This is a genomic window from Tardiphaga sp. (assembly GCF_028290785.1).
Taxonomy (GTDB): domain Bacteria; phylum Pseudomonadota; class Alphaproteobacteria; order Rhizobiales; family Xanthobacteraceae; genus Tardiphaga.
In genome coordinates, this window is sequence record NZ_JAQGJD010000089.1 from 1 (window position 1) to 7254 (window position 7254).

Here is a 7254-nt window from a genome sequence, read left to right on the forward strand (position 1 = left end):
CGGCGGCGGGCGATGATGCTGGTCGCGGCGTTGATCATGGGCGCGGTCATAAGGCCGCGCCCACATTTCGTCAAGACGGTTAGATCACCGGGCTCCACGGCGCCGGCACCAGCCGGTAGCCGTTGCCATCCTTCTCGACATAGCCGTTGGCCGGGAACGGGTAGTGGAAGCCCTGCACCCGCATCTTGTCGGCGACCAGCATGTCGTAGACTTTTCGGCGGGTGGTCTCGGCCTGCGCCGGATCCTGGTCGAACGTCAGGTGCCAGCCCGGATGGGTGACAAACAGCGAGGGGTGATTGGTGACGTCCGACTGGATGAACACCTTGTCCGAGCCCGACGACAGCACATAGGAGGTGTGGCCCGGGGTGTGGCCAACCGACTCGACCGCCAGCAGTCCGGGCGCGACGTCCTTGCCCCACTCATAGGGCGTGACCTTCTTCTTCAGCCCATCGACGAACACCTTGCGGTTGCTGGCGAACAGACCCTTCATCCGGTCGTTGGCCGCCCTGCTCATCTCGCCGTCATCCATCCAGTATTTCCACTCAGCCGCGGGCACCAGCACCTCGGCATTGGGGAACGCCGGCGAGCCATCGGCCAGCAGCAGCCCGTTCACATGGTCCCCGTGAAAGTGCGAGATCACGACCATATCCACCGCCTTGGCATCGAAACCGGCGGCGGCCATGTTGCCGGCAAATTGCCCGACGCTGCCTTTGGTCGCGGCAAAGGCGCCCGGCCCGTTGCCGGTGTCGATCACCACCAGCTTGCCGCCGGTGTTGATGACCAGCGGTGCGAAATGGATGGTCATCTTGTCCTTCGGCATGAAGGCCTTCTCGAGCGCGGCGTTGACCTCGTCCTTCTTGGCGTTCAGCACCAGCGTGTCGGGCAGCGCAAAAGTGTTGGCGCCATCGGAAATCGCGTTCACCTGGGCGTCGCCGACCTTGTAGCGATAGAAACTGGGAGCCTGCTTGTCGGAAAGCGGAACGGCCGCCTTTGCAGAAGAAGTCGAAAGCAGCGGCGATACAGCCAGCGCGGCGGCGCCGGCCAGAGCGTGACGTCGTGACAGATCCATTGTTTTTTCCCCAGGGATGTCGTGGGCCTTTGCCCTATTTGTAGCGGCGTTGGTATCGACAAATCGCGTTGTTCGTGACCACGAGCCAGCGATTTATTGTCGCGCCCTCACCACAGCTACCAACACCTGATGGAGATAATTATTCCGTTACTCAAACCGTGTGCCACAACCATTTGACGACCTCCGAAATGATGTCGCCGCACAACAGCAGCGCCGCGGACCACACCAGCGCCGACAAAATATTCGCCACCTGGAACCGCCAGTACGGCATCTCGAAAATTCCGGCCGCGAGCGGCACCGAGGCGCGCAATGGTCCGAAGAAGCGGCCGATGAAAATGCCGGGCACGCCCCATTTCTGCACAAAGGCCTCGCCGCGCGGCAGGATGTCCGGATAGCGCGACAACGGCCAGATCTGCGCGACCTGATGCTTGTAACGGGCGCCGAACCAGTACGACAGCCAGTCACCCAGCGCCGCGCCGACGCCGCCGGCAAGCCAGACCTGCCAGAAGCTCAGACCGCTGGCACCGATCAGCGCGCCGATCGCCACCAACGCGCCCCAGGCCGGGATCAGCAGCGAAATGAAGGCCAGCGATTCCCCGAATGCCAGCACCAGCACGATCGGCGCGGCCCAGTTCTGGTGCAGGCGCACGAACTCGATCAACCCGTGCATCCAGCCTTCCATGTGGAGATGTCCCTCTGCGGCAGCCGAGCAGCCCGCGGTACCGCTGAACCTTTTTAGCTGTTGAATGTCCAAGCAGACGTAGACCGGCCGGCCCGATCACAGCAAGTCACAACACCAACAGCGATCGGTCCTTGCCGCCGTCCCCACCCCAAAAAACCAATCTGTATGAGGATAAAGTGATGATCGGATCGCTGATGATGTGCGTGAGCGTAGTGGTGCTGCTGATCGGGATGCTCGCCGGCATCGTGATGGGAATCCAGCAGAACTTCCTGCTGGGCCCGGCGCATGCGCACCTCAACCTGGTCGGCGGCGTGTTGTTGTTCCTGTTCGGGTTGTATTACCGCACCTTTCCCACCGTCGGACGATCGAACCTTGCCAAGGTGCAAGGCTGGCTGCACATCGTCGGCGGCCTGTTGTTCCCGGCCGGCATCGCGCTGGTGCTCGGCATCAGTCACAGGCTGGAAGTTGTGCCGATCGTCGGCGCCCTGACCATGCTGGCGGCAATGGTGCTGTTCTGCGTGCTCGTGTTCCGCACCGAGCGGGTCCGGGGCTGAGGCACAGGCAGTCACATTGGCAACGTAACCATGGCATAGTCAGGGAAATCGATTCGCGATTCCTGTGCTCAACACATAAAGAACCATGTCGAAGCCATTGAAATCAAACGCCAAAGAAGACCTTTTCGGCGGCGCCCCCAAAGCGGCGCCAACGCCCAAGGCCGCCCCTCGCGCGGTCTCGGCGGAGGACGGTTATACCGCTGCCGATATTGAAGTCCTCGAAGGCTTGGAGCCGGTTCGGCGCCGGCCCGGCATGTATATCGGCGGCACCGACGAGAAGGCACTGCACCATCTGTTCGCCGAGGTGATCGACAACTCGATGGATGAGGCGCTGGCCGGCCACGCGACCTTCATCGAAGTCGAACTCGCCGCCGACGGCTATCTCACCGTCTCCGACAACGGCCGCGGCATCCCGGTCGATCCGCATCCGAAATTCCCCAAGAAGTCCGCGCTCGAAGTCATCATGTGCACGCTGCATGCCGGCGGCAAGTTCGACTCCAAGGTCTACGAGACCTCCGGCGGCCTGCACGGCGTCGGCGTTTCCGTGGTCAATGCGCTGTCCTCCCTGCTCGAGGTCGAGGTCGCGCGTAACCAGCAACTTTACAAGATGACGTTCGCCCGCGGCATCCCGCAGGGCAAGATCGAGGACCTCGGCAAGATCCACAACCGCCGCGGCACACGGATTCGCTTCAAGCCCGACACCGACATCTTCGGCGCCAAGGCGGCGTTCAAGCCGCAGCGGCTGTTCAAGATGGCGCGCTCCAAGGCCTACCTGTTCGGCGGCGTGAAAATTCGCTGGCGCTGCGACCCGGAACTGCTGAAGGGCCTGGAAGACATCCCGGCCGAGGACGAGTTTCACTTCCCCGGCGGTCTCAAGGATTTCCTTGGCGCGGCGATCCACAACGACACGCTGGTGCATCCCGACATCTTCTCCGGCAAGTCGGGCCGCAACGGCGCGCACGGGTCGTGCGAGTGGGCGGTGGCCTGGACCGCGGATGCCGACGGCTTCATGTCGTCCTACACCAACACCGTGCCGACCCCCGACGGCGGCACCCACGAAGCCGGCATGCGCAGCGCGCTGCTGCGCGGCTTGAAGGACCACGCCGAGCGCGCCGGCCAGGGCAAGCGCTCCTCGTCGATCACCTCGGAAGACGTCATGGTCGGCGCCGCGGTGATGCTGTCAGTGTTCGTGCGCGAGCCGGAATTCCAGGGCCAGACCAAGGACCGCCTGGCCACCGCCGAAGCGCAGAGGATCGTCGAGCAGGCGATCAAGGACCCGTTCGACCACTGGCTGTCCGGCAATCCCGTGCAGGCCAACAAGCTGCTGGAATTCGTGCTGGAGCGCGCCGACGAGCGGCTGCGCCGCCGCGCCGAAAAGGAAACCTCGCGCAAGACCGCGGTGAAGAAGCTGCGGCTGCCGGGCAAGCTGTCCGACTGCACCAACACCGCCACCGAAGGCTCCGAACTGTTCCTGGTCGAGGGCGACTCCGCAGGCGGCAGCGCCAAGCAGGCGCGCGACCGCAAGACCCAGGCCATCCTCCCCTTGCGTGGAAAAATCCTCAACGTGGCCTCCGCCACCAAGGACAAGATCACCGCCAACGCGCAGATCTCCGATCTGCTGCAGGCGATCGGCTGCGGCACCGGCGCGCATTATCGCGAAGAGGATCTGCGCTACTCCCGCGTCATCATCATGACCGACGCCGACGTCGACGGCGCGCATATCGCCTCATTGCTGATCACGTTCTTCTACCGCCAGACGCCGAAGCTGATCGACGAGGGCCATCTCTATCTGGCCGTGCCGCCGCTGTACCGCATGACCCATGGCAGCAAGACCGTGTATGCCCGTGACGAGGCGCATCGCGACGCGCTGCTGAAAAGCGAGTTCAACGCCAACGCCAAGGTCGACATCGGCCGTTTCAAAGGCCTCGGCGAGATGATGCCCGCGCAGCTCAAGGAAACCACCATGGATCCGTCGAAGCGGACCCTGCTGCGCGTGGTGCTGCTGGCCGAGGACCGCGAAGGCACCGCGGATTCGGTGGAGCGCCTGATGGGCACCAAGGCGGATGCGCGGTTCGCGTTCATCTCCGACAAGGCGGAATTCGCCAGCGAGGATCTGCTGGACGTCTGATCCAGTAGCTAGGCCGCGTCGTACTGGCGCCGAGCCGCGGCTGGGTCGCGATCGACGATACGCTCCTACGTAGACGAAGCGTATCAAGAGATTCAGATGATCGAGCAGTTCTTGGGCGATCGCAACGACGTTCGAAATCCGGTCGACCGATTTGTGGTGATAGACGCCGTTGCGCGCATGTCCATCGCCGTCAATAGTGAGGGTGTTCACCGCGTGCGAGCATCAGATGATGTTCCTGATGATGCGTGCCCCGCGTCAGGACCCCAAGGAAGCCCAACGCCTTCAACTTGAAGATATCCTTGGCGGGGGCGCGAGCGACGAGGGTAGCTCCGCCGTCGATTTCAGCGGCGACGAACTGCCAATCCCCGACGCCGTTCATGGTGGCGGCGTAGGCCGCGACCATCCGCCGGATGGAATCGCGCACGCCGCCCGGGCCAGTGACGGTGAAACGAACGCCTCCGTCTACCGGATCGCTTTTCACCTCGGCCGACAACGTGACGCCGTTCATGTCGATCAAGTGCTGGCGCAAGGCTTCGATATTGACCTTTGACCAGTCGGTTTTGGGATCAGCTTCCAAAATCCCGACGATCTCCTGTACAGCGGCAAAGGCGCTCTGGCCGGGCTGCGTAGGCCGCGTGCCGCCCATCTGAGAGTGGAGACTGCGCCAGAGCGACGGTCGGGATGAGGTAAACGGCAAGGGCAATGGCACGGATCATGGGATGTTCCTCGGTTGAGAGCGCTCTGTTGCCATAGAGGCGAGAGCGTGAACATGATAACGATCATGAACCTCGATCTTTCAACCCTCCTGGAAGGCCTGCCGCACCGTGAGATGTCGTTCCTGGCGAGGGAGTCGGTCTTTCGCCTCGGCGATAGCGTAAAATCGATTCACTTCGTGCGGACTGGGATCATCCACCTTGTGCGACACCAACCCGAGGGCTCGCCCCTCGTCCTGCAACGAGCCGGAGCCGGCACCATGCTCGCGGAAGCGTCGGTCTATTCCGCGCGTTACCACTGCGACGCGTATGCGGAGACGGCGGCGACAACGTGGGTGGCCAAGCTCAACGATTTCAGGCGGCGCTTGGCCGGAAGTCCCGCTTTCGCCGAAACGTGGGCGCGGCATTTGGCGCACCAAGTTCAGAACGCCCGCCTTCATTCCGAGATTCTCTCGTTGAAGACGGTCGCCGCCCGTCTTGACGCTTGGCGTGCGTGGCATGGGGCGCTGCCCCCAAAGGGAAGCTGGTCGATGATCGCTCATGAAATTGGCGTCAGCTCCGAAGCTCTTTATCGAGAGATCGGAAGACGACGGAAGACTTTCGGACAAACGTAGTGGATCAGATCTTCAGTGCATTCTTCTTCACGGTCGTGCTTTCCGACCGTGAAAGCAGCTTGTTGGTTGGCGCAATCGATCGCTTGAGACGGAGCTATCGAGCCGTACAGCGAAAGATGCCCTTCGAGATGCCTTCGGTCTTGGCACGGACATACTGCGGCATGACAAAGTCAGTCTGCTGATGTGGTGGGCACGGCGCAAGGGCGCCTTTGCCCACCCTACGAAGATGAGCCCGAAACCTTCCCTCCCGCCGGCCGTATATCTCCCATGCGCATTCCCTTTCTCACCCTCGGTCTTCTCGCTTTCGCCATCGGCCTGCTCTGGATCGGCCAGGGCACCGGCTTCGTGGCGTGGCCGCGTTCCAGCTTCATGATCAGCCAGATGCAGTGGGCCTGGTATGGCGCGGCGCTGGCTGCGGTCGGGCTCGGCCTGATGTGGCTGTCGCGGCGCTGAGCGCCCTCTTCCATGTTCCGGCCAGCCTTGCGATGATGCATCACGCGCGCCACAGAACGCGCGAGGCAAAGCATCAGGACGGAACATGACCAATCACCTGTTCGATCTCACCGGCCGCGTGGCCATCGTTACCGGCGGCAATGGCGGCATCGGGCTCGGCATGGCGCGCGGGCTGGCCGCCGCCGGCGCGGCGATTGTCGTGGTCGGGCGAAATGAGGCCAAGTCGAATGCCGTCGTCGCGCAGCTGACGCAGGGCGGCGCCAAGGCGATTGCGATCTCGGCCGATGTCACCGACAAGGCCGCCGTGGATGCGATGATCGCCCGCACGCAAAGCGAATTCGGCGGCATCGACATCCTGGTCAACAATGCCGGCATCAATATCCGCAAGCCGCCGCATGAGCTGGCGCTGGCGGAGTGGGACAGCGTCATCAAGACCAACCTGACCAGCGCGTTCCTGTGCTCGCAGGCAGCCTACCCCGCGATGAAGACCGCCGGCGGCGGCAAGATCATCAACATCGGCTCGATGATGTCGATCTTCGGCGCCAGCTTCGCGCCGGCCTATGCCGCCAGCAAGGGCGGCATCGTGCAGTTCACCCGGGCCTGCGCGGTGGCCTGGGCGCCGGACAACATCCAATGCAACGCCATCCTGCCGGGCTGGATCGATACCGAGCTGACGCAGAACGCGCGCCGCGAGGTCGATGGCCTGCACGACAAGGTGCTGGCGCGGACGCCGTCGGCTCGCTGGGGCATTGCAGACGATTTCGCCGGCATCGCGGTGTTTCTGGCTTCGCGCGCGTCAGATTTCGTCACCGGCACCGCCATTCCGGTCGACGGCGGATTTTCCGTGCAAGGATAGAGCATTTTTTGATTGAGATGAATCAAAGTCCCTCGGCCGTCATTGCGAGGAGCCCTTGCGACGAAGCAATCCAGTCTTTGCCTGTGGCCTTCTGGATTGCCGCGTCGCTTCGCTAAGGGGAAAGCCAATTGGCTTTCCCTGACCTCGCAATGACGAGCTTTGGGTCTATTCAATCCAAAACTGCT

The 7254-nt window shown here is 62.9% G+C and carries 8 protein-coding genes; 5 read left to right on the plus strand and 3 right to left on the minus strand.

Translation table 11 applies throughout. From position 1 onward, the window contains the following. Window positions 1-79: 79 nt before the first annotated feature. Both JWR89_RS04920 and JWR89_RS04925 read right to left on the minus strand, forming a co-directional pair. The gene (locus JWR89_RS04920) at window positions 80-1069 is read right to left on the minus strand and encodes an MBL fold metallo-hydrolase (RefSeq protein ID WP_299712454.1); all 990 of its coding nucleotides are present in this window, start codon (window positions 1067-1069) and stop codon (window positions 80-82) included. Between the two features lie 151 nt (window positions 1070-1220). Beyond that, window positions 1221-1751, minus strand: coding sequence for a DedA family protein (locus JWR89_RS04925; protein ID WP_299712457.1), 531 nt, complete (start codon window positions 1749-1751; stop codon window positions 1221-1223). Window positions 1752-1930: 179 nt separating this feature from the next. Here JWR89_RS04925 and JWR89_RS04930 point away from each other — a divergent pair, with 179 nt between their 5' ends. Continuing rightward, on the plus strand, window positions 1931-2305 hold the full coding sequence (locus JWR89_RS04930; protein WP_299712459.1) for a hypothetical protein: 375 nt from the start codon (window positions 1931-1933) through the stop codon (window positions 2303-2305). A gap of 85 nt (window positions 2306-2390) precedes the next feature. Next, on the plus strand, window positions 2391-4433 hold the full coding sequence (gene parE, locus JWR89_RS04935; protein ID WP_299712462.1) for a DNA topoisomerase IV subunit B: 2043 nt from the start codon (window positions 2391-2393) through the stop codon (window positions 4431-4433). 190 nt (window positions 4434-4623) lie between these two features. Here parE and JWR89_RS04940 read toward each other — a convergent pair whose 3' ends face one another. After that, the gene (locus JWR89_RS04940) at window positions 4624-5079 is read right to left on the minus strand and encodes a hypothetical protein (protein WP_299712465.1); all 456 of its coding nucleotides are present in this window, start codon (window positions 5077-5079) and stop codon (window positions 4624-4626) included. Window positions 5080-5214: 135 nt separating this feature from the next. On the opposite strand from JWR89_RS04940, the gene JWR89_RS04945 reads away from it, so the two are divergent. The 3 genes from JWR89_RS04945 to JWR89_RS04955 all read left to right on the plus strand — a co-directional run bounded on the left by JWR89_RS04945 (window position 5215) and on the right by JWR89_RS04955 (window position 7069). Further along, window positions 5215-5760 (plus strand): Crp/Fnr family transcriptional regulator, encoded by a 546-nt coding sequence (locus JWR89_RS04945; protein ID WP_299712467.1) that lies wholly within the window; start codon window positions 5215-5217, stop codon window positions 5758-5760. A gap of 267 nt (window positions 5761-6027) precedes the next feature. Further along, window positions 6028-6213, plus strand: coding sequence for a hypothetical protein (locus JWR89_RS04950; protein WP_299712470.1), 186 nt, complete (start codon window positions 6028-6030; stop codon window positions 6211-6213). 85 nt (window positions 6214-6298) lie between these two features. Further along, window positions 6299-7069, plus strand: coding sequence for a glucose 1-dehydrogenase (locus JWR89_RS04955; protein ID WP_299712472.1), 771 nt, complete (start codon window positions 6299-6301; stop codon window positions 7067-7069). Window positions 7070-7254: the final 185 nt, after the last annotated feature.